This window comes from Agaribacillus sp. DX54, assembly GCF_056858335.1.
The window spans coordinates 151664-174253 of sequence record NZ_JBXEQE010000008.1 but is presented as its reverse complement, the minus strand read 5'-3'; the positions used below and the strand labels follow the sequence as shown (position 1 = coordinate 174253).

27 protein-coding genes and 1 tRNA gene are annotated in these 22590 nt (G+C 43.0%); 17 read left to right on the top strand and 11 right to left on the bottom strand.

Annotated elements, in window-relative coordinates; translation table 11 throughout:
* Window position 1 precedes the first annotated feature (1 nt).
* Both AC04NP_RS11680 and AC04NP_RS11675 read left to right on the top strand, forming a co-directional pair.
* A complete protein-coding gene (locus tag AC04NP_RS11680) occupies window positions 2–310 on the top strand; it encodes a hypothetical protein (RefSeq protein ID WP_482859924.1) in 309 nt (102 codons plus the stop codon).
* 45 nt (window positions 311–355) lie between these two features.
* Entirely contained in the window at window positions 356–835 is a 480-nt protein-coding gene (locus AC04NP_RS11675) for a JAB domain-containing protein (RefSeq protein WP_482859923.1), read from the top strand.
* 12 nt (window positions 836–847) lie between these two features.
* Here the strand turns inward: AC04NP_RS11675 and AC04NP_RS11670 are convergent, their stop codons facing one another.
* Entirely contained in the window at window positions 848–1519 is a 672-nt protein-coding gene (locus AC04NP_RS11670; RefSeq protein WP_482859922.1) for a hypothetical protein, read from the bottom strand.
* Between the two features lie 46 nt (window positions 1520–1565).
* On the opposite strand from AC04NP_RS11670, the gene AC04NP_RS11665 reads away from it, so the two are divergent.
* Window positions 1566–1835 carry a hypothetical protein gene (locus AC04NP_RS11665; RefSeq protein WP_482859921.1) on the top strand — a complete coding sequence of 90 codons (270 nt, stop codon included), beginning with the start codon at window positions 1566–1568 and terminating at the stop codon, window positions 1833–1835.
* Window positions 1836–1838: 3 nt separating this feature from the next.
* Here AC04NP_RS11665 and AC04NP_RS11660 read toward each other — a convergent pair whose 3' ends face one another.
* Window positions 1839–2708, bottom strand: a complete 870-nt coding sequence (locus AC04NP_RS11660) for a hypothetical protein (RefSeq protein ID WP_482859920.1) — start codon at window positions 2706–2708, stop codon at window positions 1839–1841.
* Window positions 2705–4126 carry a type IV secretory system conjugative DNA transfer family protein gene (locus tag AC04NP_RS11655; protein WP_482859919.1) on the bottom strand — a complete coding sequence of 474 codons (1422 nt, stop codon included), beginning with the start codon at window positions 4124–4126 and terminating at the stop codon, window positions 2705–2707. The genes AC04NP_RS11660 and AC04NP_RS11655 overlap by 4 nt, the downstream gene beginning before the upstream one ends.
* Before the next feature lie 596 nt (window positions 4127–4722).
* On the opposite strand from AC04NP_RS11655, the gene AC04NP_RS11650 reads away from it, so the two are divergent.
* The 3 genes from AC04NP_RS11650 to AC04NP_RS11640 are packed head-to-tail and all read left to right on the top strand — an operon-like array spanning window position 4723 to window position 5822.
* Window positions 4723–4935, top strand: a complete 213-nt coding sequence (locus AC04NP_RS11650; protein ID WP_482859918.1) for a hypothetical protein — start codon at window positions 4723–4725, stop codon at window positions 4933–4935.
* 43 nt (window positions 4936–4978) lie between these two features.
* Complete coding sequence (locus tag AC04NP_RS11645) at window positions 4979–5320, top strand: hypothetical protein (RefSeq protein ID WP_482859917.1); 342 nt, start codon at window positions 4979–4981, stop codon at window positions 5318–5320.
* Window positions 5321–5336: 16 nt separating this feature from the next.
* Entirely contained in the window at window positions 5337–5822 is a 486-nt protein-coding gene (locus AC04NP_RS11640; protein ID WP_482859916.1) for a hypothetical protein, read from the top strand.
* A gap of 378 nt (window positions 5823–6200) precedes the next feature.
* Here AC04NP_RS11640 and AC04NP_RS11635 read toward each other — a convergent pair whose 3' ends face one another.
* Window positions 6201–6626, bottom strand: coding sequence for a hypothetical protein (locus AC04NP_RS11635; RefSeq protein ID WP_482859915.1), 426 nt, complete (start codon window positions 6624–6626; stop codon window positions 6201–6203).
* Window positions 6627–6891: 265 nt separating this feature from the next.
* Between AC04NP_RS11635 and mobF the strand changes: the two genes are divergently transcribed.
* From mobF to AC04NP_RS11620, 3 genes are all read left to right on the top strand, one after another.
* Window positions 6892–9603, top strand: coding sequence for a MobF family relaxase (gene mobF, locus AC04NP_RS11630; protein ID WP_482859914.1), 2712 nt, complete (start codon window positions 6892–6894; stop codon window positions 9601–9603).
* Window positions 9587–10012: a hypothetical protein gene (locus AC04NP_RS11625; protein ID WP_482859913.1), complete on the top strand. Its 426-nt coding sequence runs from the start codon at window positions 9587–9589 to the stop codon at window positions 10010–10012. The genes mobF and AC04NP_RS11625 overlap by 17 nt, the downstream gene beginning before the upstream one ends.
* Before the next feature lie 673 nt (window positions 10013–10685).
* Complete coding sequence (locus AC04NP_RS11620) at window positions 10686–15155, top strand: calcium-binding protein (RefSeq protein ID WP_482859912.1); 4470 nt, start codon at window positions 10686–10688, stop codon at window positions 15153–15155.
* A gap of 210 nt (window positions 15156–15365) precedes the next feature.
* Here AC04NP_RS11620 and AC04NP_RS11615 read toward each other — a convergent pair whose 3' ends face one another.
* The 3 genes from AC04NP_RS11615 to AC04NP_RS11605 all read right to left on the bottom strand — a co-directional run bounded on the left by AC04NP_RS11615 (window position 15366) and on the right by AC04NP_RS11605 (window position 16911).
* Window positions 15366–15773 (bottom strand): helix-turn-helix domain-containing protein, encoded by a 408-nt coding sequence (locus AC04NP_RS11615; RefSeq protein ID WP_482859911.1) that lies wholly within the window; start codon window positions 15771–15773, stop codon window positions 15366–15368.
* Window positions 15774–16160: 387 nt separating this feature from the next.
* Window positions 16161–16562, bottom strand: coding sequence for a hypothetical protein (locus tag AC04NP_RS11610; protein ID WP_482859910.1), 402 nt, complete (start codon window positions 16560–16562; stop codon window positions 16161–16163).
* Between the two features lie 25 nt (window positions 16563–16587).
* Window positions 16588–16911: a hypothetical protein gene (locus AC04NP_RS11605; protein ID WP_482859909.1), complete on the bottom strand. Its 324-nt coding sequence runs from the start codon at window positions 16909–16911 to the stop codon at window positions 16588–16590.
* A 150-nt stretch (window positions 16912–17061) separates the two neighbouring features.
* Between AC04NP_RS11605 and AC04NP_RS11600 the strand changes: the two genes are divergently transcribed.
* Together AC04NP_RS11600 and AC04NP_RS11595 are read left to right on the top strand one after the other, a co-directional pair.
* Window positions 17062–17316, top strand: coding sequence for a hypothetical protein (locus tag AC04NP_RS11600; RefSeq protein ID WP_482859908.1), 255 nt, complete (start codon window positions 17062–17064; stop codon window positions 17314–17316).
* A gap of 254 nt (window positions 17317–17570) precedes the next feature.
* On the top strand, window positions 17571–18857 hold the full coding sequence (locus AC04NP_RS11595; protein ID WP_482859907.1) for a DUF6538 domain-containing protein: 1287 nt from the start codon (window positions 17571–17573) through the stop codon (window positions 18855–18857).
* A 71-nt stretch (window positions 18858–18928) separates the two neighbouring features.
* Here the strand turns inward: AC04NP_RS11595 and AC04NP_RS11590 are convergent, their stop codons facing one another.
* Window positions 18929–19384, bottom strand: coding sequence for a hypothetical protein (locus AC04NP_RS11590; protein WP_482859906.1), 456 nt, complete (start codon window positions 19382–19384; stop codon window positions 18929–18931).
* Between the two features lie 15 nt (window positions 19385–19399).
* Between AC04NP_RS11590 and AC04NP_RS11585 the strand changes: the two genes are divergently transcribed.
* Window positions 19400–19765 (top strand): helix-turn-helix domain-containing protein, encoded by a 366-nt coding sequence (locus tag AC04NP_RS11585; protein WP_482859905.1) that lies wholly within the window; start codon window positions 19400–19402, stop codon window positions 19763–19765.
* A 120-nt stretch (window positions 19766–19885) separates the two neighbouring features.
* Here the strand turns inward: AC04NP_RS11585 and AC04NP_RS11580 are convergent, their stop codons facing one another.
* Entirely contained in the window at window positions 19886–20080 is a 195-nt protein-coding gene (locus tag AC04NP_RS11580) for a hypothetical protein (RefSeq protein ID WP_482859904.1), read from the bottom strand.
* A 139-nt stretch (window positions 20081–20219) separates the two neighbouring features.
* Here AC04NP_RS11580 and AC04NP_RS11575 point away from each other — a divergent pair, with 139 nt between their 5' ends.
* Window positions 20220–20450: a helix-turn-helix domain-containing protein gene (locus AC04NP_RS11575; RefSeq protein WP_482859903.1), complete on the top strand. Its 231-nt coding sequence runs from the start codon at window positions 20220–20222 to the stop codon at window positions 20448–20450.
* Window positions 20451–20458: 8 nt separating this feature from the next.
* On the opposite strand, the gene AC04NP_RS11570 is transcribed toward AC04NP_RS11575, so the two are convergent.
* Complete coding sequence (locus tag AC04NP_RS11570) at window positions 20459–20689, bottom strand: helix-turn-helix domain-containing protein (RefSeq protein WP_482859902.1); 231 nt, start codon at window positions 20687–20689, stop codon at window positions 20459–20461.
* A gap of 170 nt (window positions 20690–20859) precedes the next feature.
* On the opposite strand from AC04NP_RS11570, the gene AC04NP_RS11565 reads away from it, so the two are divergent.
* The 4 genes from AC04NP_RS11565 to AC04NP_RS11550 all read left to right on the top strand — a co-directional run bounded on the left by AC04NP_RS11565 (window position 20860) and on the right by AC04NP_RS11550 (window position 22331).
* Window positions 20860–21402 (top strand): hypothetical protein, encoded by a 543-nt coding sequence (locus AC04NP_RS11565; protein WP_482859901.1) that lies wholly within the window; start codon window positions 20860–20862, stop codon window positions 21400–21402.
* An 11-nt stretch (window positions 21403–21413) separates the two neighbouring features.
* Window positions 21414–21653 carry a hypothetical protein gene (locus tag AC04NP_RS11560; protein ID WP_482859900.1) on the top strand — a complete coding sequence of 80 codons (240 nt, stop codon included), beginning with the start codon at window positions 21414–21416 and terminating at the stop codon, window positions 21651–21653.
* A 201-nt stretch (window positions 21654–21854) separates the two neighbouring features.
* Window positions 21855–22067, top strand: a complete 213-nt coding sequence (locus AC04NP_RS11555; protein ID WP_482859899.1) for a hypothetical protein — start codon at window positions 21855–21857, stop codon at window positions 22065–22067.
* A 21-nt stretch (window positions 22068–22088) separates the two neighbouring features.
* A complete protein-coding gene (locus AC04NP_RS11550; protein ID WP_482859898.1) occupies window positions 22089–22331 on the top strand; it encodes a hypothetical protein in 243 nt (80 codons plus the stop codon).
* A gap of 74 nt (window positions 22332–22405) precedes the next feature.
* On the opposite strand, the gene AC04NP_RS11545 is transcribed toward AC04NP_RS11550, so the two are convergent.
* Window positions 22406–22479, bottom strand: a tRNA-Asn gene (locus tag AC04NP_RS11545).
* Window positions 22480–22590: the final 111 nt, after the last annotated feature.

Genomic DNA, 22590 nt, shown 5'->3' with positions numbered 1-22590 from the left:
TATGGAAGACCCGAAAGAATACTATGTTAAAGGATTTAATCACGGTTACGAACTTCAAAAGCATGAACCTGACCTCCTTCGTCAGCTTCTCAAGGCCAGCAATCTTGAAAGCGACTACTTTCAAGGGTTAAAGGATGGGCAAAAAGAAATGGAAAAAGAGGTCATGCTGGATAAATCGCCATCCACTCAACCGGACAAACAAAAAGACCAGGACATTATCCCGCCATTGGATATGGATAGTCTGGATAATGATTATATCGACCCAACACCGGACAAGGACAGGGGCAAGGATGTTGATATGGATTTATAGTAATGGTGCGTACCTGGCTAACGACTGATGTGTCATGTTCTGTGCATGACAAAAAAACGCTCCAATCAGATCAGCAAAATCAAGCTTACCTATACAAACAAGGTCAAGGCAAGTGAGCGCCCCCGGGTGACCTGTTCAAAGGACGCCTACAAATTGTTCCGCGAGAATTGGGAAGATTTGAGTATTAACCTGTTTGAAGAATTTAAAATCCTGCTGCTGGACAGAAGTAATCGCTGTTTGGGTATTGTGCCCCTTTCCAAAGGTGGCGTTACCGGTCTGGTGGTCGATCCCAAACTTGTTTTCGCAGCCGCGTTAACGGCACGCGCCTGTCATATTATTTTGGGACATAATCACCCTTCAGGAACTTTGGCAGCGAGCACAGGGGATCAGCGATTAACCGAACAACTGGTCATGGCCGGGAAGTATCTGGAACTTGATGTTCTTGACCACATTATCATTACCGATGAGGGTTATTTGTCTTTTGAGGACAGAGGTTATATGAATACTCCGCGCCTGAAACTGTAAAAACGGACTTTTCTATTCATAGTCATCCGTTGGCAAGGGTTGTTTGTCAACCTCCATATCTTTTGCATTCTCCCTAAAATCTGCCATATCCTCATCAACGGCTTTAAAAAACCTGTTGCTGGTTTCCTCATCCATTTGCAGATCAATCCCCCTATTGTTGGATATGTCCTTGTCCTGTGTTGACTTGACCTCCTGCCCGGATTCCAGATCGCCGAATATTTCTTTGGCTTGTTTGTCATCCATTTGCGTTACAAGTCTGTCAGGGTCTTGGCTGATGTCTTTTTGCCCTTTGGCCAGCCGTTGTTCCAGTACCTGGTCATACCCATGATCCATAAAAGTCATAAGCTCGTCATTGTTCATTTGCCTGTACCAGTCGGATAATTCTTCTATTCCCGCTTCCTTTAAATTCTCATGCAGGGCGGTTTCAATCTGGCGGGCATTTTCCTTTAGCCTGTCCTGATAAGTTTGTTTATTGACCGGATGGGCGTCATTTTTAAACCGATATGTTTTGGGGATATAAATATCCCCGGACGGTTTGGGACGCGGTGCCGGTTTGGTGTATCTGGTCGTGGCCTTCATGTCCTGTTTGATTTGCGCCCGTTCAATTCTCAGCCGTTTAATGTCGGGAAATTCCATTGCAATTTCCCTTAACTCTTTGGGATCAAATTGGTAATTTCTTGTCATATTATTGATTTGATGATATAATCTAAGAAATATTCAGGAGATACTTATGACCAAGTTTGATAATCTGACATTGAATATGGATGTTCTTTGCCGCTATGAGACTGAAAATGCTGAATATAAAGATGAAGCCAAAAAGCTTTTCGTTGACTGGCTCGGTTTTGAGCCAGACCTCAAAGCTTCTTGGAATTCAGAATTAAACCTCAGAGTATCACTGGCACGCATAGCCGCCGGTGAATTATCGTCCGATAAATTGGATACCCACGTTGCAATCTTTGGCAAACTTATTAAGAGTAAAATGAAAGACCTTAATACCTGAAAGCTAACCGTTCCCTGCGCCATCGGCCTGATTTGGGCTTAAATGCTCCTTTAGGCTGTCCTGCGCTTCGTCCAAAAAGTCATTGACCCATATATCCTGCCCGTCACTCATTGACGCATTTACCGCGTTATAAAGGGCTTGCCGGGTTTCTTCGTCCTCCGGCAGTTCAATCGGCAGATAAACGCCCTTTGTATCCTTTTTGGATTTACGCCCGATAAACACGTCATATTTCATTTCATCGGAAATTTTCTTGTCTATGTTGTCCAGCACCCAGTTACGCCCCTGCCGGGCTTTGTCAAAATTCCTGAGTGCATAGAGAATGCCACAGAAAAACAACAGGATGCCGACAGGCCGGGTAAAGGCGAAAATCGTTAAAATAATCCCGGCTATGATGGGAATGGCCGGTTCCAGCAAAGTTACAACTGTATAATAGGTAATTTTAATCCCCAAAAACTTCCTGGCTATAATGTTCCACCAAAACGGCGCGATCTCACCGTCAGACAGGCTAAAGCGTTTAAAATCATAGGCTGTGCCATATTTTTTAATCTCCAGTCTATGCCTTATTGAAAAGGCCAGAAAGACAAGGGCAAACAAAAACCAGCTTAAGCCTAATAGATTTTTCAAAGGATCAAACATCATGGCCGCCACCATCACCAAAAAAATGCCGATGGACTGTGCGAGTGTGATATAGCGTTCGCCAAAGCGTTTGCGTAAAAAGACTTCCACAATCGCCGATGCATGGCTGGCAAAGATCAAAAATATGCCAAGAAAAAAGTCAATGACCATATTGTTACGGCTTTGACTCATTTCAATAAAAATGTTTCGTTTCTCCGGGTTGTACTTGTAAAACAAGCTATCAGTTGAATTGCTCATATGGTTAGTTGATTAATCGTGAATAATGCATAGTTTTTCCCTGTGCTTTCAAAGGGGATGCCTTGCCGATGAACAACGGTTTCGATCTCGAAGTTATTCAATGCCCCGCCCGTCTTTTGCCGGGCAAATTCCGATGGCTCTATCGTGTGTAGAAGGTTTTGCGAACTTCCTTCGCTAAAGCTGGAACTGTCCCCCATCGACACGCCCTCACTGCCGACCCATTTTAATTCCTTGCCGATCAGGTCTGCCGCATAATCATTGGTTTCAACATCGGAATTGGCATGAAAGAACTTTGTGCCAAGATTACCCGCCAAAGCTTTAAAGCGATAGGCGCCCTTGTCCCCGCCACCGGCATGAAGGCTGAAATTGGGCAGGTTCTGCGTTAAATAAACCGTACAGGCGCGATAGCTGCGGGCGGTGGATTGGTGGTCTATGTCATGGTCATGTATAAAATAATGTGCTTCGTCAACCCATAGAAAGGTCGGGCGGCTGTTGTTGCGAATTTGGCGGCGTTGCATGGCGCGCTGCCAGACATATTTAAACAAGACCTGCCCATCCCTGCCGGTATTCTCATAGATAAGGTAAGGTAAATTAACAATAATAATTTTGCCCTTAATGGTGTCCTCTGGCGTAACAGTGGTTGCGGTATTGAAAAGTGAGTAGAGAGGATCTCTCATAAAACGGTCGCCAAAGCCAAAGAACATCTGCTCAACAATGCTGCGGGTTTTTTCTGACAGGTATAGCCAGTTGCCATAGAAAAAATCCTCAATAATATGTAACCGCCTGGCAAGCTCGTCCGACTCCTTTGATTTTTTGATGCTGTTCAATCGTAACGCTGCGTATTCCATAAGGCGAAAACACTGCGACCCCTTGCGCCATGCCTCATTTGATAACTCGTTTTTGCTTTTCGGGGCAGACTGGATAATTTTATAAATATGCTCAAACCTGATTTTCTTTTGCGTTAACAGGCACAGGTCAACAGCGTTCACGAGAAGTTGTTGCAGGGACGCGTCCCAAAAAGCCTTGTCGGATTCCTGCCCCTCATTCGCCCCGGCCTTGATAACCGTTTTCAGGGTATCGGCGATATTGTGTGTGATCCCGGTTCCCTTGTCCGGGCGGCTGCTTTCATAATCGAGGAAATTAAAATACTGGTCGGTATCATGCCCAAAGATAATGAGGTCATTTTCCCGGCCATGTTTTTTACAATAGGATTTCCAAAGCTCCAGCTCATCTTCCTTAGCGGTGAGTACAAGGCCGCCAAATCCACAGGTCAGATATTTTTTTGCCAGCAAAGCACCGGAGCCGGATGTTTTGCCGCTCCCCAGACCGCCCATAATCAGCACCCCTTCGCAGGCATCTCTGACCGTAAAGGGATGACCCATCGGCCATTCAATCAAGGGAAGGTCTAATATAGACATGTGCGTTGTAGCTGATTAACCCAAAAAGTATAAACAAGATAAGAATTTTAAAGCAGTTTGCCGTTATTCTTAGGGGGCGGATTACAAAAAACCCTCAAGCCCTGCTTAGGGGAGATGTCTGATCTTTTTACGCACTGCTCATTATGCTCAAATAGCACTGCACCATGTTCATTTTGCCCCTTAGTTTAGGCATGTATAAGCGAACATGAGGGATGTTTTGAATTTTTGATGAAGCCGGATAGCAGGAATTTATACAAGCAGTGCTTGCCCTGTTCGACAGGCCATTTTAGCACCGGGGGATGAGATCATTCAAAGTGCCAAAGACCTTACCTTTTTGGGTTGAACTTTATTTAAGGGGCAGATTTTTGTTTGGTCAACTCTAACATCTTCGCAATAATTTAAAAAATAGTTAGGTAGGTATTTCAGGATTTTTGATATAACATTGGGTAATGTTTCTATTAAATTAATAAGTTTTTATTAAAAATTTGTTATATTTTATCTCTTTTTTATTGCAATTTATATTCCTTATCGCTTACTTCATAGTTTAAAATGGATAACATTTGAGGTAATATCTACGTTAATTATTATACTAACATATGGCAAAAAGAAGGCTGCCAAGCAACAAAAAATCTAAAATAACACTTAATTGCACTTTAGCATTTAAACAAATGCTAGAGAAAATTGTAGAGGAAAGGGATAGAGAGAATCAGAATATTTCTCGCTATATAAGGGCGCTAGTACAGCAAGATGCAAAAGGTAATTATCCTAATATTTGGGAAGAATATGCTAATGGTGGGGGAAAAGATTAGCATGATTGTAATATTTAATATATCCTAAATTACTAAAAAAGCTATGGGAGCAATAAAAAGAAATAGATTGAAAGAAAAATCAATGGAGGAATACGGAGATTTGGTGGTTGAGGATGAAAGCATGACAATTATTGATTTTAATTTAGAAGCAGTTTTGGAAGAATTGAGGTCTCGAGGTTACAATATATCTAGAGAAGAAGCTCTTTCATTTCCCGAAGCAAAAGGGGAAATCCTGGAAAAAATAGAGAAGAAAATTGATGACGTTATCTTGGATCGAAAAAGAAAATTTCAAGAAAACCGACAAGAATTAAATAACTGGAACTTGTTAAAATGGCTAAAATTAAGGGGACAATTGAAGAGAAAGGTTAAAAGCCTAAATCAATAAGCGATTACACTCTCAAATGTCTCAACCTGGAAGGAAATCATTAGATCAGGAAATTTTTGAAAGATTGATTCCTAAGTCGATTCAAGATCGAGATCTTTTATCCCAGCTTTTAGCCTACTATTATTATAAACAAGATAAAGATGAATTTAAAGGGATTGCAATTGCTGAAGGTTCATATTTAAAAAATGAGGAGCTTTTAAAAAAGATTGAAAATAAAGGCCTATTGACTGCTTACACTTTAGCTGCAAGAACGGATGTATTTCTTTATCTGGATAAAACCTTTGAAAACTCTGATACTCCGTCAAAGTTAGTCCAAGCACCAATTAAAGATGATACTCCAGTAAAGAATGAATCCCAGAGTCATTCTGGTAAAAGAGATATCAAGGATATTATAAAGGGAGCAGCGGGAAGTCTGATTGGAGCATTGCTATATACTGGGCTGGTTTCATTTATTACTTGGATAATTACATTTTTAACTATTGAACACGCTCCTTTTGATTAATCTTTTTAGTTTATTCTCGATATTGGCTAACTAAATGGATTGAGATTTCATTTCTAGGGTAACTAAAAGAAAATGGATAGCGAAAGGTTACCGTATTTCTCTCCCATGAGTTTTTGAAGTTTGAAAAAATCATCTTTCTTTTGTAGTCCTAAATCTTGTGAAGGAAAATGTCCAATCTTTTTACGCACACTGCTCATTATGCTTTAAAAGCTACTACATATTTCCCTTGAATTTCCTTCGCTCCAAAAACCGGAATTAGCACGAAACGTATCATTTTGTTTAGCGATAAGTTGCTTTTTTTACCAGTCATTGTTTGTCCCCATGTATTTGAAGGATAAAGGGGGCTTTTTTATGCCCCCTTTATGTTTGGATGAAGTTTTAAGGCTTGGGTTGTGCCTTTGGTTTTGCTGGCGCAACTTCTTCTCTGGGTTTATTTTTGAAAGCTACGAGATCACCCAAATTCATTTTAAATGCGTTGTCCTCGTCTTCGGTGGTTTCAAAATGGCCGATTTTGACCTTAACCGGCTGTCCATAAATTTTAGAGTTTACAAACAGGGACGGAACGGGATTACCCATTTTGTCTTTCTCGATTTGGAGAATGAGTTCTTCCATACCGAAATTCAGTCCTTCGCCCTTGCTATGCTCCCACATAGCGGCGAGTTTAATATTTAGAGGCGAACTGAACACATCGCTTTTAACATACAAAGTATGGGTTGGTTTCTTCCCATTGGTTTCGGGTTTTTGAGTGTTGTTGGTCATCTTTTCTCTCCTTTGTAAAATCAGATGATGAAGCGTAAATAACATCAGGTAGACCTGATTTGCCCACAACACGTTTAGGCGGGCAGTGACAGGCAAATCAGGGCGTTGGTGTTATCGCTTTGTTTTCATCTGATTTTTAAAATAAAGGAGATTTGATCGACACGCACAGAAAACAAACAGAAGAAATTGAAGAAACTATTGCCATTATTTTTGTAGTTTAAGTGGTTTAAATGCCAGTTTAACCAGTGCGTAGAAACCCCCGATACAGACAGGTAAAAACACCTCTTTCAATCTTTAAATTGAGGTGTGAATGATACGCATGTTCCAAAGCAAGACTTCGGCACAGGCCAAGAATTATTTTGGCAGTTCTTTGGGAAAAGCCGATTACTACCTTGAAGGTCAGGAAGTCAACGGGGTTTTCAATGGTAAAATTGCCAAAAGGCTTGGGATTGAAGGGCAGATTGTCGATCAGAACACTTTCAACAAACTGTGTGACAATATCAACCCGAAGGACGGCGGGTCTTTAACCCCAAGAACCGTTGACGACCGGCGGGTCGGGAATGATATTAGCTTTCATTGTCCAAAATCTGTATCCATTCTTCTGGCCTTAACAGGCGATGAGAAGGTACGCCGCGCATTTAACGAAAGCGTATATGAAACCATGAATGAAATAGAGGCGGATATGCAAACCCGTATTCGCGCGCAGGGGCAATATGATGACCGTCATACCGGTGAGATGATCTGGTGTGATTTTAGCCATGAAACGGCACGGCCTGTTGAGGGTCATCCGCCTGACATGCACACACATAAACACTGCTTTACCTTCAATGTGACCTATGACGAGGTAGAGGGGCGATTTAAGGCCGGACAGTTTTATATGATTAAGCGCGATATGCCCTATCATCAGGCGCGGTTTCAAAAACGCTTTGCTGACAAGCTGGCCGGTCTTGGTTATGAAATCCGCAAAACCAAGGACGGGTTTGAACTGGCCGTCATCCCACAGGCCGCCATTGACCTGTTTTCCAAACGGACAAACCATATTGGACAGGTGGCACGGGAAAAGGACATTACCAACCCAAAAGAATTAGACAAGTTGGGAGCAAAGACCCGTGCCAAAAAGCAAAAAAACCTAACCATGCCGGCGTTACGGGAAAAGTGGAAAGGTCAGCTTCTTGATGCCGGTATCGATGAAACGGCTGAAAGTGAGAATAAGACAACGGATTTATCCCTGAATGCCGAACAATCCATTGATTACGCAATCAACCATGTCTTTACCCGAAATTCTGTAAAAAGAGATCGTCAGATTTTGGCGGAAGGCTATAAACATAGCATTGACAATAAGAATATCACATTAGATCAGATTGACCGGGCTTTGGAGACAAACGAAACGATTTTTAAAATACAGGTGGGCAGTCAACGGCTATGCACAACCCAACTTGTCCATCGTGAAGAACGGCGAATGATTAATCTTGCCCGTGAGAGCGTGGGGAAACTCAGGCCGTTAAGCCATGATTTTGATGCCTCGCACTTAAAACACCTTAACAGTGAGCAACGCACCGCCACTAATCATGTGATGACGTCTCAGGACAGGCTGACCATGATACGCGGGGCGGCTGGTACCGGGAAAACCACCTTGCTAAAAGAGATTGTTCCACAGATTGAAAAGACCGGGAAAAAGGTGTTTCTGTTCGCGCCAACGGCAGAGGCCGCCCGGGATGTTTTAAAAAAAGAAGGTTTTGACAAGGCCGACACGGTGGCAGGGCTTTTTATGGATAAAAAACGGCAACAGGAATTAAGCGGTCAGGTGATCTGGATCGATGAGGCCGGAATGTTGGGGTCACAGGACATGGCGAAAATTCTTGACCTGGCGGACAAAAACAAGGCACGGGTTGTCCTTTCCGGTGACCCCCGGCAGCATACGGCGGTGATGCGCGGGGATGCCATGCGGCTGTTACAGGATGTTGGCAAAATTCCCATTGTCTCAATGGAAAAGATTTATAGGCAAAGGAAAGCGGATTACAAGGCTGCGGTTAAGGAAATCAGTAATGGCAATATCAGAACCGGCTTTTATATGCTTAAAAATCAGGGGGCGATTAAGGAATGTGATTACACCGGCATATCTGACACCCTCACGGGAGATTATCTGGATGCCAGACGCGATAAGAAATCAGCAATCGTGATTACCCCGACCCGTGAACAGGCCAAAGAGATCAACAAAACCATTCGTGAGGGTTTAAGAGGCGCAAAGCTTATCGGCAAACGGGAAAGAAGCTTTACCATCTATGAAAACCATTATCTCACCGCGGCGCAAAAGCGGGATGTCCGGTTCTACCGATCAGGGCAGATTATTCAGACCCATCAAAATCTGAAAGGCATAAGAAAAGGTTCGGTTTTAAGCGTTGCCGGTATTGAGGATAAAAAGGTGATTGTCCGGGACGGTGAAGGCACACATCATGTCCTGCCCACACATAAGGCAAAGGACTATGATGTGTATTCCCCAAAGGAGATTAATTTGAGCAAAAAAGATGAAATCCGGATCAATAAAAACGGCTTTGACAAGAATGGCAAACGTCTTAACAACAGCACTATTTTAACGGTAGCGGGCTTTACAAAAGACGGTGACATTAGGACGGTCAAACAATCTGCCAAACGGAGCACGGAATTTGTCCTGGACAAAGAGCATGGTAATTTTGATTATGCCTATGCGGTCACGTCTTATAGCTCACAGGGTAAAACCGTGGACCATGTGATTATATCGCAACCGGCCTCAACCTTTCCGGCCTCCAATCAGAAACAGTTTTACGTATCCGTGTCACGCGGCAGGGAAAATGTTACGATTTACACGGATGATGAGGACGACCTTTTGACCCATATCGAAAAACGGGGTGACAGGCAGGGTGCCACCGAATTGATAAAGGACGGCGACCTGACCCCTAAAACGGTTGATATTGGAAAAGAAATGGAAAAACCGGATATGACCATCACAGAAACAAAAGATAAAGGATATGAGCCGGAATTATAAGTTTAAGAGCCTGACAATCGCTCAAAACAGTCAGGAAAAATCAACACCACAAAAAGACCCGGACAGGTTGACGGTTTTTGAGGTAGGAGATACCAAAACTATTGATTTTGTGTTGCTCAACGGCACACGGCAAAACTTTCCCTATATTCATTACCTGACTTCATGGCTTGGCAAGGACGGTGACGCCAAGAAAAGTGAGAGGGTCCTTAAAATCTTTTTTGCTACCCATCTGGTAACGATTAAGGGCTACTGCCTTGATGAAATCTATAATCACCTGACAGAATTAAATATCAAAAGCGTACACGCTCATGATGTGCGCTATGCGTCTACCATTGAGGACGGCAAAGCCTTTGTTACTCATATTGCCGTGACATGGAAAAAAGAAGGGGATATGAAGGATCAGGAATAGTCACGGGTGGTATGGGGTTGATTACCCTTAACACCCGTTTACATATAATGCCTGCCTTTCCTTTCTGTTAGGCCGCTAACAGCCAAAGCGCGGAAGAACTCAAGGGTGGTGAGGCCATTAAAAACAAACAATATCTCACCATTCCATATACCCTTGAATTCTTCCAAGCGCCGGCTATCTTTGCCTGACCAGAATGGAAATGCCTTGCAAAAAAATTATTGAAAAACTGTTTTTTATGGCAAGAAAATAATCTTTGACATCTCTTTTTTGATCGTTTAAAGATCACCTCAAAGTTGAGTGATTTTACTCGATTTTTCATATGAAAGGGAAAGAATGAAAGATACAATGTGTAGAACTACCAGGTTTGCTTTATATTGGCTCTTGATCTGGCTTGTTTTATTCACCGGTATTTATGGTTTTGGATATCTGACTGATTCGCCAGGAGCAAAGTTTTTTTTCCTGATTTATGTATTACCCTTGCTCTTTGTATTTCCTTTCCATCTCGGCATCTGTTTTGTGTCGGATATCATTCTAAAGAATAAATATCCTGATAAGGTTTCATATTTGCCTTTGTGTATGCTGATTGTTTCCTGGACAATACTTTACCTTCCTTCTCTCTACCTCACCTCACAAATATTACCTGTAACCACCTGGCCATAAAGGAGATGAACCGATGTCATCAAGTAAAATTTACATTGCTTCCAAGGATGTTGAAAAACTTGGATTTGATACTGGTTATGACCATACATACTTAGTATATGACTCTGACGGGGATTTAAGTACTGTCTCTGATCAGTTTGTTATAAGAGGTGGGCCGGAAAGCAATAACCCACTCGCATTTGGGGACATTGTAATTGAAAACGGGTTTATGCTTCATCAGTCTGAAGATGACCTTGAATATGTTGATACAAGCGATCCTCAAAATCCTGTAGTAGTCCAGGACACAACAAGCGATCGCAACTACACAGAATTAGATCTAAGTGGTCAAAATGCGCTTGATGTATGGAATGATATGCTATCATTTACTCAATCATTAGGCGTTGTGAATGGCCAGGGTAAAATAGATACTGATATTCCTTATGTAACAACAAATTTCATTGGAAATAATGTTAATAGCAATTCCGTTATAGCATCTGTCTTATCATCCGCAGGTATAGCGATTGAAGATCAGTTACCAATACTCGGTGGTGGGCAAGGAAATGGTGATAGGATTTCACTTGATAAGTTAATCGGTCATGAAACTATATTTGGTGGGAATGGTAATGACACCCTGACCGTTGGTGATCATGTGGCCGTTGTTGACGGCGGCGCGGGCAATGATACCTATGTTCTGGATAAAAACCTGGATGACGGCCTGGTCATTAATGACAGCCAGGGAACTAATTCCGTTGATGTCAACGGGTATAGCAGCACCGACACCATTAACACTTATCGCGTCGGCGATAATCTCAATATCGTCTTTGAGGACAGCAACGGCAACCGCAATGAGCTTGTCCTTAAAAACGCCTATGACAGCCAGGGCAATTTAACATCCCTGTTTGATAATATTGAACTGGATGACGGGGTGATCTCCCTGCCGAATTTTGTCACAAGCTACCCGCCCCAGGTGCTTGCCATACAGCCAACAGATGGTTTTTACGACCTGGCACAACCCATTGTCGATACCGAATTACAATATGGCTTTAACCCGCATACCAGCCCATTGGTCATTGATATGGATGGGGACGGGATTGAACTGATTGCCCTGGAAAATACCCAGGTCATGTTTGACATTGACGAGGACGGTTTTACCGAACATACCGGGTGGGTTTTATCGGACGATGCGTTGTTGGCCATCGACCTGAACGGCGACGGGATCATCAATGACAATTCCGAACTCTTTGGCAACGGGACAACGGACGGTTTTACCTTCCTGAATGACCTGGATTCAAACACCGATGGTGTTATCAATATCAGCGATACCCAGTTTAACGATTTACTGTTATGGCGTGATCTGAACGCCAACGGCCAAAGTGAGGCCGGGGAATTAACATCATTATCAACCGCCGGCCTGGTATCAATCGACCTGAACGCTACTGGTGTTGATTTCTTTGATAGCGGTCATCATATTTCGCACACCAGTCAGGTTACATGGCAAAACAGCACCACAACGGATATTTGGGACGTGTGGTTTAAATTCAACCAGACCAACAGCAATTATGCCGAAGATTATGATATAAGCGTCCGTGCCCTGGAATTACCGAACATTCGCGGATATGGCGACGTGCCAGACCTTCACATTGCTATGAGCCAGGATGAAACCCTGCTGGACATGGTGCAGGACTTGATGAATGCTTCAGTTTCCGATTACAAGGCGTATCAGGAAAAAGTCACGGACATTATGATCCGTTGGACGGGGACTTATAATGCTGATCCTGCCGGGGGCGTACAAAATGACATTGATGGCCGGATTGAGGCCGGCATTATTAAACTCATGGGATATGATACCCAGGCGATTTCTGATATTACCGTCAGCCGGGCTATTGGGGCAACCTGGTCACGCTTTCACCAGGTCTTTACCAAAAACTTCATGGTACAAGGCCAACTGGCCAATGATGCGCCAAACCTGACCTATGACTTTAACACCGACACGTATAGCGGCACACTCAATTTTGCCGCCTTCATAACTGCGCTTGGGCTAAATGTTCCCACGGATGCCGATGCCAAAGTCCAGTATTGGCAGCAGATGATTGCCACGGTTGACAACATTGCCGATGACCTGTCAGTCGCACAGTCAACCTATAATACCCAACTCCAACAGGCGGTCGATAACAGTGGTATTCCGTTGACCCTGGCCCAATTCAGAACCATCAATGATATTACCCTTGACCGCACGCAAATGTGGTTCGATAACCTGACGGATTCTGAAAGCGGTACGATCGGCGGTGTTCATTATGTCCTGGGATCAACCGGCGATGGAACTGCCGGAGATGATGTGATGGTCGGGGCTTACGGCCGGTCTGATTTCCTGGGACTTGGCGGAAATGATATTATTTCCGGGACAGCGACCGATGACTATATCGGTGGCGGGGCTGGCAACGATATAATTCATGGGCTTTCCGGGGATGACACTCTGGAAGCTGACCAGGGCAATGATATTGTCTATGGCGGCCAGGGTAATGACTTTATAACGGCCTTTGCCGGAACCAACGAGCTTTACGGCGAAGAAGGCAATGATACATTGCAGGGTGGGAGTGGCCAGGACTTGTTAGACGGCGGGATTGGCAATGATATTCTGGACGGTCAAAACAGTGGCGGCGATACCTTCATTATCCAGGGCGATGATACGATCCGCAATGCCAGCCAGATTGATACCGATACCATCAAATTTAACGACAGCACCATAACCGCCAATGACCTGACGATGGTTCGTAGCGGCCAGAATGATTTGCTGATTGAAGCCTCTAACGGGGACTCAATCAAGATTGAGGGGCAATTCTCCCTGGCTCCGGTCAATATCATTGAGTTTGGTGACCAGACAACACTTGATTTAACAACCCTGTCATTTGAAACGCATGGAACCTCCGGGGATGATGTTATCACCGGTATCGCGCAGAATGCCGATACCGATGACGTGATCTATGCCTATGCTGGTAATGATACCGTCAATGCCGGGATTGGGGATGATCTGGTTTATGGTGGCTTGGGCAACGATACGATCAACGGTCAGGACGGCAATGATACCCTGTATGGGGATGACGGTGTTGATACCCTGGATTCCGGGGCGGGCAATGATGCCCTGTTTGGCGGTGATGGGGCTGATATTCTCAATGCCCAATATTACGGCCTGAAAACCCTTGATGGCGGGAATGGCAACGATACGCTGAAAGCTGGCCGGGATGTCAATTTCATGCATGGCGGTAAAAATGATGATACCTATGATTTTGGATTTTTCGGCGACAGCAATACCATTACCGATACCGGGGGCAATGATACACTGGATATGTCGGAATGGTTCCTTTCACCAAGCAGTCTTGTTTTTGAACGCTATGGCGATGACCTGCATATCCGTTATAACAATGACGGTATTGTGGTCAAAAACCAGTATGCCACGGTTGGCAGCTTTGTAATTGAGACGATTGACCTTGATGGGGTGAATACCATTGATCTGACCACCCTGGCCGTTAGTTCCGGGTTGGGCGTTACCTTTAATGGGGGCAGCAGCAATGATACCAATTGGGGCAGCAGCTATATCGATCACCTATACGGTGGGGACGGCTCCGATACGCTTTCAGGCGATTTTGGGAATGATTTCATTTTCGGTGATGCCGGGAATGATTTTCTGTCCGGAAACCAGGGGGATGACACGCTAAGCGATGGCGGCGGTAATGACAGTGTTGAAGGGGGAACGGGCAGTGATACCTTTATCTACAATGTTGCTGACAATACCGGGGCGACTGATAATTTCTACGGTGAACAAGGCTATGACACGCTGGAAGTGCATGTCGGTATCGGCGGAGCAACACAGGCCATTATCGATGACGTTTTAGCCCTGTCCGGCTTTATCGATAATAACTTTAATCTTGGCTCGTCCAGTGGCGCAAATTATACCTTTACCGCCTTTAACCTGACTATCAGCCGGTTTGAAGCGGTTGAGCTTCATATTAACGGAACTGCAGCTGCAGAAACGATCACCGGGACATCAATCGCTGATATTATCACCGGCGAGGATGGCAATGATACCATCAACGCCGGTGCGGGAGATGACAGGCTCTTTGGCGGTGCTGGTACTGATACCATCAACGGTCAGGACGGTGACGACATTATCAATGGCGGTGCATTGGCCGATATACTTAACGGTGGTTTAGGAGCGGATACGTTTGTGTTTGATTATGATGCGTTGTCCGGGACAGATACGGTTAATGATTTTTCTGTTGCAGAGGGGGACAAACTTGACCTGTCCGACCTTCTGACCGACTATGACCCCCTTGTTGACCAGATCAATGATTATGTGTCAACAAGTGAGAACGGGGGTGATACAACGGTGGCTGTTGATAGGGACGGATCAGGAACGACCTATACGTTTGAGAATGTGGTGACCCTGGATAATACGGTTGATCTGATTATTGATGATCTGATTACTAACGGGAATATCATTATATAATACCGATTCACATTTTTTCGCAGATGTGATATAGTCCTAACCAAATCCCTAACCACGGGAATTTGTAAAGGGGTCTTATCCCGGCAAACCCTTGAAAATGGTGGTGCCTCGGGGCGGATTTGAACCACCGACACAGCGATTTTCAGACCTTGGGCGACTTTGTTAGGGGAAAAAACTAAGTTGTGTCTTCCTTCAATGCAGAGGATTTACTTATTTTTTATGCGCAGCTATAGCCAGTGCTGTCGATACTGTCGATCCACGCGGTTTTAAAATAATATCTTCGAGAATTTCTTCATCAATACATTCAATAACGCGCCGAATTATCGCATCATGTGCGGATTTTGTTGGTAAACCCAAGCTCTGTGCTTCATGGTCGTCTGTACAATAACCAATTTCAATTTCACCAACCTTACTATTTTTTTCAATAACTTCTATTATCTCATCCGCAGACCTGTTTTGTACATCAATTAATTCTGAAATCTCATAAAGAACGCCATCTGGACAAGGATTTTTTCCGGATGACCAGCCCTTTACGCTGTCCAGCGAGACATTTAAAAAGCGAGCGGCCTCCCGTGTTGAGAGGCCGGTGCTTTGTAAAAATAATTTAAACAGGGTCATTTTACCCTAACCTCAATCGGCAGACCTGAAGGTGTTTCATTGACAAATTTTGCTTTGCAGTCAAATCCTAAATTTCCTGCAATATTACAAGCTCCATACACTATTATGGGAAAAAAGATGGCAATGAATATTAAGCCGGTGATAATGATAATTTTTTTGTTGTCTAAAAAAATCATTTTATAGAAATACCTGTAACCTTAAGTGCTAGAAGCACAGAATCTATCATTATGTAGGCCACAGGTATACCTAAAACTAGAGTTGTTGTTATAAACATAATAGTTTGGTCTTTTTTATTTAGACCGTAATAAAACCAAAGGTTTATAAATGATGAAAATGGCAATACGATGATAAGTGTCAGTGTCGTTATTGTTATGGTGATCGGTAAAATCATTCAACAATCTCCTCCCAGCTATCAATTTTTTTACCAGACGAAAGCTTAAGAATAGCCCATCCAATAGCGCCTTGACCACTACCACTAACGGCACCACCATGTATAGACATTCCAAGCCTGTATTTTAACGGCCCTTCAGAGATAAAACGTGCACGGTTTTTCCGGGAGTCCCGCAGTTTTTCAAAGCGAAGCCATTTTTTATACTCTTTGTAGCGTAAAACTTTAACAAAGGGTTTCGGTAATCCCCGTTCACAACAACCAGCAATGATATCAGCGTTGATCTGTGCTTTTTCTTCGACACTTTCCTGACCAAAAGCGTCCGCGGCTTCCTCATCATACTGTGTGATAAAAAATTCAAATGGTTCGGAAAGGCCATGTTTTTCAATGGCTTTCTCCAAAGAGCTTAACGCTTGTTTTGCCGATTTATGCATAAACCAAACCACCACGCTTTTTTCTTAAACTGTCCCATGTTCTTGATGCAACGGTGTGAGCATAACCGTCTTGATCAATTGCAATAATGTAAACGTCGAAACTAAATGCGCCAGGACATTCGTTATGTAATGTTTTTAGATCAGAAATAGCCTCATCTATGGTTTCAAAATTATCAACAACGCTGATATCTTTGTCGCAGACCAACTCACCATCACATAATGCGCCGCTTGTCTGTTGATACCCCCAATCGGCTGTCCATACGATGTTTATATTTACGTAATTTTGATTTGCGTGATTTAATTTTTGAGCAGTCATAACAGGTCTCCTGACCTTCCGTGTGGGACTATTCCCGCGCTTTATGATTTTTACTTATAACACCGGCTTAGTAGTGTCAAGGTTTTTTTGACGGCAGATCGTTTCTGGTGCGTATTTAAGTGCTGAGGATATAATGTATTAGAGAGTTATATGAATGAATTCACCACAAAAGAGCCACAAGACTTGATTTCAAGAGCTTTGCCTTATAAAAAAAGACCAATACAGACTAAAGACATTGATATAGAAATGCTCGAAGAAGCTCGCAAGATAATGGCGAAGGTGGTCGAAAAATATGGTAATCAATATTTACCAGCCTTCATACGCATTCACAATGAAATCGAACGTAGAAAAAAAGAACTTTCCTACAGAAGTATTGCTTTACAAATTGCGGCCAATGATCCATAATTAATCATCGTTACGATGTGTACTGCAATGTGAACCACGCCGCGACTTATAAAACAAGACAGATGACGGATTTTGTTTTATTTCAATGGTTTGGTAGAGTAATGGTTTGAATAATCAATCCCATCCTCTCCGCCAGTTTTGCACTCATTATGGTGCGTAACTCATTGAAATAATTTGTTTTATGGTGTCATTGGTTTTCATGAAGGGACACACCGTTCGATATGTGAACCATTATATGAACCGTGGAGTGCACCATGAAATATCTTACCCTTCGCAACGGCTGGTATGTCTATAACCGCCGTGTGCCTGACTACCTGAAAGCCTTTGATACCCGGCAGCGTGTGCGTATTGCCCTCAATACCAAATGTGAAACAACAGCTATGAAAAAACTCACCGTCATTAATGATGAGATTGAGAGCTATTGGAAAACACTAATCAGGCTTAAACAAACGCACACAAAAGACAAATTCAAGGCGCTGGTGACCACAGCCAGACAACTCGGCTTTACCTATGTGCCATCCAGTAAACTGGTTGATATACCTTGGCAAGATTTATTGGAGCGTGTTTTTGCAGTCAGGGACGGTCTTAATGAACCTGATTGTGTCAAGGTAGTGTTAGGGACAGAGGAAAGGCCGGATATTTTTTTGTCCGAAGCTTTGGAAAAGTTTTGGGACTATTCAAAACCTGTTCTGCTGAATAAAAACAAGGATCAGCAACGCAAATGGAAAAACCCACGTATCAAGGCGGTCAGGAACTTTATCAATCAGGTTGGCGACAAAAACATGACCGAGATAACCAATCTTGACCTTATCCGGTTTCGGGACTGGTGGCTGGAACGTATGAAAGATGACAATATTAAGGCTGATACGGTTAATAAGGATTTTACCCACCTTAAAGGCATTCTTGAAACCGTTAGCACCCATGAGCAGCTTGACCTTAATATTGAGGCGATATTCAAGAAAATCCATATCAAGGAGGACAAACAGGGCACAAGACATGCCTATACAACGGCGTTTATCAAAAAGAAAATCCTGAACCCTGAAACCCTCAAAGATTTGGATAAGGAAGCGCGACATATCCTTTATGCCTGCGCCAATACAGGGGCAAGGCCGATTGAGTTGGTCAACCTGGCAGGGGATGACATCTATCTGGATACGCCTGTCCCCCATATCCATATCCGGCCAAGAAAGGGTTATTCGCTTAAAACCAAAGAGAGTGAGCGTAAAATTCCGCTGGTTGGCTGTGCCTCAAAAGCATTTAAGACCTATCCAAGCGGATTTGATCATTACCGGGGCAAATCGGATAAGGCCACGTCCGCGATCAATCAGTTTCTAACCAGAAACAATTTACGGCCAACGGAGAAACACAGCCTGTATTCTCTTAGGCACAGCTTCCAAGACCGTTTGAATGCCCTTGAATTGCCAGACCGCATTCAATGCCAACTGATGGGGCATAAATTCCACCGCCCCAAATACGGGCAAGGTGCAAGTCTGGAGCACCTACAAGGCATCATGAGAAAAACCGATATTACCAAAAACTGAAACGATAAATAAAAAAACTGCCCGCTCATCAACAAGCAGGGCAGTTTTTTTAATTGAGCCAGACTAAGTAATTATTCAGGCTTGTATTCTAACGGATTATCAAGCCAGCTTTTCAAGTCCTTTATTTTATAGGCTTTGCGCCGCCCATGATGGGTTAAGCAATGGAGCTTGGGGAAACGTCCCTCTTTACGTTCGCGGTATTGGGTGGCTTTATCCAGCGTTGTTGCCAGTTCCGCCGTTTTGATAGATGCGAATGCATTCATATCAAGCAGTAGCCGCGCCACAACCTTAATTTCTTCGTCAGGGTCGATAAGGATGACGGAATTGTTATCAATCGTGTTTACCATAGTTTTTCCTCTTTCAGTTTTAAGATTGAACTCGGGAATACCTCTTTGCTGCCCATTAATACACGCACTGATTATAGGCCATAAACACAGTCGTATTTGTTGTAATCCAATAACCGAACAGACCTTTTTGTGCGTATAGCATTCGGGGATATTGCTTTCTGATGTCTCAAACTCAAACAAGAAAGGAGAGTTATTATGAATAAAAAATTCAATTATCCCCCCAAAGTCCGACAGGACTTTCTGCATGATGTGGTCAGGCCAATGGTCAGGCGACGAATAAAGCTTAAATTAAGGCAAGAGGACGTTAATAACGCGCTTAATGTTGCCGATCGCCTGGTCAGCAAGTGGGAATGCGGTGCAAGGACACCCACTTCTTTCAATCTGTACTGCTGGGCAGATGTGTTGAATGGGCGGATTGTGTTCTTACCGAATGAACACTTCCCCCTGCTTGGCAGTGATCCTTTACTGACCCCTCCGGCTAATGACAATGGCCATAGTCAGGATGTTGACAAAAACGATATTTTTAGTATCACCAAGAAAATAATCGGTGACACGACCTGAAAATAAATACCCCTCATCCGTTACGATGAGGGGTATTTTTCAGATTTTCCGTTTTTAATAGTGTTTCCCGATTTTAGAACAATCCGGCCTTCCTGTTACTCACACTGCAACTCCCCTTGCTCATTCGGATTTCAGTGCCTTTTTGAAGGTGAATAAAAAATCAAGCAACTCCAGGTGCAAATCTTTGCCCGCATGATTTTCCGGCTCCATATCCAGCACCACAAACTGTATCCATTCTTCAATTTTCATGAGCAAATGATCCTTTCCATAGGTATTGTTTATCATTTCTTCTAAGTTATCCATTAAATTATCCATATTATATTTTTATTTAAAAAGCCCACAGGCCACTATTGACCGGCATCATAAAGTTATGAATTTTAATGGTAGCATCCAATCGGATGCCTGCCGTCCGGTTGTAGGATTAGCGCGTTGGTATTTTTAGTTTTACCGCATAATGAAATCGCTAGAACAGGCTTTTGGGAAAGCACTCAAACAGTTACGCAAGGAAAAAGGACTATCACAATCGGATGTCGTCAAACGGTCTGGCATTGAAAGAGCCGTTTTCCAGCGTTATGACTCTGGCCGCCGTGTTCCTATGGTCAAAAACATTATCCTGATTGCCGAAGCTATGGATGTTTCCCCGGGAACCATTCTTGATCTGGCTTATAAGTTCTGGAAAGAATAATAATCCGGCTACCCTTTTTTCAAAACGGTGACAACCTTGTCAATGAACTCACTGGCCGGGATGTCCAGCGCGTCCGCTATAAGAAGGATTGATTTAAGATTGGGGGATCGTACGCCCTTTTCGTATTTGGGTACGGTTGTCCGATCCAGCCCCGTACGCCGCACAATTTCCATTTGCGAAAGCCTGCGTTCTTCACGCAGTTTTTTTAATACAACCCCGAAGGCTTCTTCAACCGTCATGGTCGAAACTAGGAAGAGTGAAAATATATAACTACGGTTTTTTGTCCCATAACTATTTTTTTTATACTTTTGAATTCGGCCTTTCTGCAGGAAACCTCATTTATAAATGTCCCTTGTTGTTGCGGGGGACACCTCAATTTATTTGTCCAAACTTTTTTAAGAATAACGAAATGAAACGAGATATTTTATTTAAAACCTTGATACATAGTGCGCTGGCCATACTCGCTACCTCATGCGGTAGTGATGATGAGGAAGCCGGCGAATTAATAAGCGGGTATGTTGAAGCTAATGGCAATAGATTTAATCTTACAGAAGCCTATATTGCGGATTTAAGCCCTAGAGGAAACAATACCAAAAGAACCCGGCTTCTTTTTCTAACTGACGGAACCTGGGATAAAGAAGAAGGAGACGTTATCAATGATAACAATGAAATTTTCATGTGGCTTACGGTTAAAGACGGTGACTTTTTTACGGAAGGCAGGTATGAAAAAATCGCCGGAGTTAATGAAGATCAGGAATACTATTGGGTGCAATTTCATGCCAATCTGGATGACGGAGAAATCGGCCATATCATTGATACGGGCACGGTGGATGTCCGGTTGGAAAACGACAGCCTGTTTGTTGATTTTAACGCTAAAGTGTTTCGTGGTGCAGATGATCTGATTATCACCGGGCAATATGCGGGAAATGTTGAAGTTTTTTTTCTCGATTAATTCAATTTGCTATGATCGTGTTATTACTGGTATTCGGCATTGTCTTGATGGTTATTGCGTACAAAATCAATAACCGGATAAGCGAGAAAAAATTTAATCGCAGAAACGCCTATGGGGTAGAGGAATTTGATACCTACAAGGATGCCGTCAAAAACAATGTATCGGAACACTTTGCCCGCATCCTTGCGAACCTGTTATTTTTGGCGGGTGGTATTCTTATCATTGCTTTTGTTCTTAGCTTATTTGGTTAGGGTATTTTTTACCCTGAAAATAAACTCCTGCGCCCAATGTGAGTAGATTAATTCAAGACCCGGCCTTAGTGCCGGGTTTCTTTTTTATAACAGACTCTACAAATAAAATACTGGTTAAATTTATCTTCAATATAACGTGCCGTTACCTCAGCACTAGGTTGTTTATTTTTTGGTATCTTTAAATAAAACAATTATAGAAATATGAAAATACCAATCAAAGAAGGTGACAGTGTCAGACATAAGAACCGACTAATTAACGGAGGTTTTCCAATGAATGTTCAGGAAGTCAAAGACGATCAGGCTTTATGTGAACATTTGCTTCCGAATACTACTTTCAAACCACAGTGGTTTAGCTTTGATGAACTGGAATTGGTCGAACCTACAGATGGTGGTTTTAAAAACCAAGGCGAGTAAAATATAACTAATATCTAAAATATGGAATACCAATCAGATCAATCTAACAACTCATATTTGGAAGTACCATTAGGATGGGATGATCCAGATACCAAGCTCCGTACTACATTTGTAAAGGGTGGAACAGTAAGATTAAGCAAATCACAAGATGGGCATATCTACCCCGGGCCGGAAATAGAGATCAAATACATACCCAACCTAATAGAGGCATTAGCTAAGATATATAATGAATATCATGAGTCTGATGCAAAATACAGCAAATAGAGAATAACACGCCGAAAGCACGCCGCACTAAAACAAAAAAGCCAGTTACCGCGCGTAACTGACTGATTATCAAGCTCCCCCTCTTGGACTCGAACCAAGGACCTACTGATTAACAGTCAGCCGCTCTAACCAACTGAGCTAAGGGGGAATTTTATATCCCAAAAATGGACTGCAATATTAGCTTTCCGATTCCTATTTTGCAATAATTTGGATGTAATTTTTTTTAAAAAGGTTGTTTGGGTTTTATCGGTAATGGTTA

Bases quoted from the DNA above. Each gene is read 5' to 3' on its own strand.
- AC04NP_RS11680 (WP_482859924.1), top strand. From the start codon at position 2: ATGGAAGACCCGAAAGAATACTATGTTAAAGGATTTAATCACGGTTAC.
- AC04NP_RS11675 (WP_482859923.1), top strand. From the start codon at position 356: ATGACAAAAAAACGCTCCAATCAGATCAGCAAAATCAAGCTTACCTAT.
- AC04NP_RS11670 (WP_482859922.1), bottom strand. From the start codon at position 1,519: ATGACAAGAAATTACCAATTTGATCCCAAAGAGTTAAGGGAAATTGCA.
- AC04NP_RS11665 (WP_482859921.1), top strand. From the start codon at position 1,566: ATGACCAAGTTTGATAATCTGACATTGAATATGGATGTTCTTTGCCGC.
- AC04NP_RS11660 (WP_482859920.1), bottom strand. From the start codon at position 2,708: ATGAGCAATTCAACTGATAGCTTGTTTTACAAGTACAACCCGGAGAAA.
- AC04NP_RS11655 (WP_482859919.1), bottom strand. From the start codon at position 4,126: ATGTCTATATTAGACCTTCCCTTGATTGAATGGCCGATGGGTCATCCC.
- AC04NP_RS11650 (WP_482859918.1), top strand. From the start codon at position 4,723: ATGGCAAAAAGAAGGCTGCCAAGCAACAAAAAATCTAAAATAACACTT.
- AC04NP_RS11645 (WP_482859917.1), top strand. From the start codon at position 4,979: ATGGGAGCAATAAAAAGAAATAGATTGAAAGAAAAATCAATGGAGGAA.
- AC04NP_RS11640 (WP_482859916.1), top strand. From the start codon at position 5,337: ATGTCTCAACCTGGAAGGAAATCATTAGATCAGGAAATTTTTGAAAGA.
- AC04NP_RS11635 (WP_482859915.1), bottom strand. From the start codon at position 6,626: ATGTTATTTACGCTTCATCATCTGATTTTACAAAGGAGAGAAAAGATG.
- mobF (WP_482859914.1), top strand. From the start codon at position 6,892: ATGATACGCATGTTCCAAAGCAAGACTTCGGCACAGGCCAAGAATTAT.
- AC04NP_RS11625 (WP_482859913.1), top strand. From the start codon at position 9,587: ATGAGCCGGAATTATAAGTTTAAGAGCCTGACAATCGCTCAAAACAGT.
- AC04NP_RS11620 (WP_482859912.1), top strand. From the start codon at position 10,686: ATGTCATCAAGTAAAATTTACATTGCTTCCAAGGATGTTGAAAAACTT.
- AC04NP_RS11615 (WP_482859911.1), bottom strand. From the start codon at position 15,773: ATGACCCTGTTTAAATTATTTTTACAAAGCACCGGCCTCTCAACACGG.
- AC04NP_RS11605 (WP_482859909.1), bottom strand. From the start codon at position 16,911: ATGACTGCTCAAAAATTAAATCACGCAAATCAAAATTACGTAAATATA.
- AC04NP_RS11600 (WP_482859908.1), top strand. From the start codon at position 17,062: ATGAATGAATTCACCACAAAAGAGCCACAAGACTTGATTTCAAGAGCT.
- AC04NP_RS11595 (WP_482859907.1), top strand. From the start codon at position 17,571: ATGAAATATCTTACCCTTCGCAACGGCTGGTATGTCTATAACCGCCGT.
- AC04NP_RS11585 (WP_482859905.1), top strand. From the start codon at position 19,400: ATGAATAAAAAATTCAATTATCCCCCCAAAGTCCGACAGGACTTTCTG.
- AC04NP_RS11580 (WP_482859904.1), bottom strand. From the start codon at position 20,080: ATGGATAATTTAATGGATAACTTAGAAGAAATGATAAACAATACCTAT.
- AC04NP_RS11575 (WP_482859903.1), top strand. From the start codon at position 20,220: ATGAAATCGCTAGAACAGGCTTTTGGGAAAGCACTCAAACAGTTACGC.
- AC04NP_RS11570 (WP_482859902.1), bottom strand. From the start codon at position 20,689: ATGACGGTTGAAGAAGCCTTCGGGGTTGTATTAAAAAAACTGCGTGAA.
- AC04NP_RS11565 (WP_482859901.1), top strand. From the start codon at position 20,860: ATGAAACGAGATATTTTATTTAAAACCTTGATACATAGTGCGCTGGCC.
- AC04NP_RS11560 (WP_482859900.1), top strand. From the start codon at position 21,414: ATGATCGTGTTATTACTGGTATTCGGCATTGTCTTGATGGTTATTGCG.
- AC04NP_RS11555 (WP_482859899.1), top strand. From the start codon at position 21,855: ATGAAAATACCAATCAAAGAAGGTGACAGTGTCAGACATAAGAACCGA.
- AC04NP_RS11550 (WP_482859898.1), top strand. From the start codon at position 22,089: ATGGAATACCAATCAGATCAATCTAACAACTCATATTTGGAAGTACCA.